The organism is Streptomyces phaeochromogenes (assembly GCF_001418655.1).
In the GTDB taxonomy this organism is placed as follows: domain Bacteria; phylum Actinomycetota; class Actinomycetes; order Streptomycetales; family Streptomycetaceae; genus Streptomyces; species Streptomyces phaeochromogenes.
In genome coordinates this window covers 1-1,820 of sequence record NZ_LIQZ01000682.1, presented here as the reverse complement: position 1 = coordinate 1,820, position 1,820 = coordinate 1, and the positions used below count along the sequence as shown (strand labels likewise).

The window sequence follows — 1,820 nt, the reverse complement described above, 5'->3', positions numbered from 1 at the left end:
CCCCTCCCCCAGAACAGGCCGTCCCTGATGACCAGTACTCTCCCGCCGCCGATCAGTGAGCCGGACCGTCCACCTTCACCTGCTCCGGCAGCCTGGTCGGCCCCTGCTCCGGCTGCCAGCGCAACACCCACAGATATGGCAGCGGCGGCCTGCCCCTGTGCCACTGGTGCATGACCACCGCCCGCGAGAACTGGGGTAGCGCCGTCCGCTTCAACAACACCCACACACAGGCGAGCTGACCGGCCAGGGCCCGCGCGCCCGGCCTCCACACGGTCGGGTGAAGACGCCCGGACCGGAGAACTTTCGCGAGCGGCGGCGTGTCATGCATGGAGCCGATCAACGAAACACATGTGGCAGAGCCAGGACTGACCGTGGTCGAGGTCGCAGCCGCCGATGACGACACCGCGCTCGCCGTCCAGGAACTGCTCGCCACGCGGTGGCAACCGCGACAGCGGACCGTACAACCCGAGAGTGTGGCCTCCGGAATAGTTGGCCATCGGCAATCGCAACTGGCCAGCCGCGTACACCGAGTCGGTATCGGGCCCTTCAGACACTGCGGATCAGTTACAGATCCCTCACCTTGTGGTGGCCGGGGGTGAGCTGGTCATGATGGGCGCATGACGTTGGCAGCGAGTGCCCTCGCGCAACTGGCGACCTGGCCCGATCTCGCCGAGGCGGAGCCGAGCTGCGGTATTGGCCGAGCCCTCCGTACGGCTCACGGCGAGATCGCCCACTTCCACTCCGACGACCACGTTGACCTGTACCTCACGGCAGCGACCGCCGTTCAGCTAGTGCCCGGCTCGCAGTGGGTGACCCTGCGCCTCGACGTCACCGCGGACATCCATCTGCTCATGACCCTGGCCAGCCTCGCCCTCCAGACGCGCCAGGCATGGCCGGTACAAGGCGACGTTCCGCAAGCCGAATGCAACGATCAGCGCAGCGCGGTTCGTCCACACGAGAATCTCGGCGGAGGCTGAGAACACCTTTCCAGACAGGTGAGCCCGTGGCTGACAAGGCACACGAGGCTGAAAGCGGTCCATGAGGTCGTGGCGCGCCCGACGGACGATTTCAGTGCGACGCGCGGCCCGGCCGAGGCCGAGGCCGAAGTCGCCATGGTTCACACGTCCTTCACGAACCGGCCGGTCCGCGAATTCGTGCCCGTACCGGTCGAACACAAGGCACGGCCGCTGATGAGCGATTCACCCAGCAGGCGACCTGCACCCTCCGTACACACGAACCCCCCAGTCGAACGACGCCGCCTCGGATTCCGCAAGCAGTGCGGCCATCTGCCGCTGAGCAAAGTGGCCAACTGAAATTGAACACGCGCTGGCGACCTGCGGTTACGTCCGGCGCACTGGCCATGGACCGCTGAAGGTCACAGCGAGCCCGGCGAGCCCGGCGTACGGCCGCGCTGCTGGACATAGCCAAAGCGCCTCGACCTGGGGCCTGTCGCTGCCGTGCCACGGCCACGCACACCGGCGAACGCCGCTGACCGATCCGGCGTGCGCCTGGCCTGACGCGGTCCTGCGCAGCGCGGGATCGCTTTGTTGGCGGCGCGGCCTGCTGAGGCGACGGACCGGTCGAGCTGTGCCGACCGCACGCCGTGGCTACCTGTGACCTGCTGTCGTCGCACATGTCCATGGTTGCCGGAGCGGGCGACGACAAACAGAATTCATCAACGCTGGGCGGCACCCGGATGCGACGGGCCAGTCCTCAGGCTGGGTTCGACGTACCTGTGACGACGTCCACCGCGTGGCGGCGGTGGGCGTCGTCACAGGTACGTCGAACCCAGCCTGAGGACTGGCCCGTCGCATCCGGGT

Annotated in this window: 3 protein-coding genes; all 3 read left to right on the top strand. The window is 67.6% G+C overall.

Translation table 11 applies throughout. The features are described from left to right. Positions 1-326 precede the first annotated feature (326 nt). From AOK17_RS54245 to AOK17_RS54240, 3 genes are read left to right on the top strand one after another with little or no spacing between them, the layout of a single operon-like run. Positions 327-599 (top strand): DUF6207 family protein, encoded by a 273-nt coding sequence (locus AOK17_RS54245; RefSeq protein WP_107102687.1) that lies wholly within the window; start codon positions 327-329, stop codon positions 597-599. Between the two features lie 18 nt (positions 600-617). Then, entirely contained in the window at positions 618-977 is a 360-nt protein-coding gene (locus AOK17_RS47525; RefSeq protein WP_055618823.1) for a luciferase domain-containing protein, read from the top strand. A gap of 18 nt (positions 978-995) precedes the next feature. Then, complete coding sequence (locus tag AOK17_RS54240; RefSeq protein ID WP_425424705.1) at positions 996-1,313, top strand: three-helix bundle dimerization domain-containing protein; 318 nt, start codon at positions 996-998, stop codon at positions 1,311-1,313. Positions 1,314-1,820: the final 507 nt, after the last annotated feature.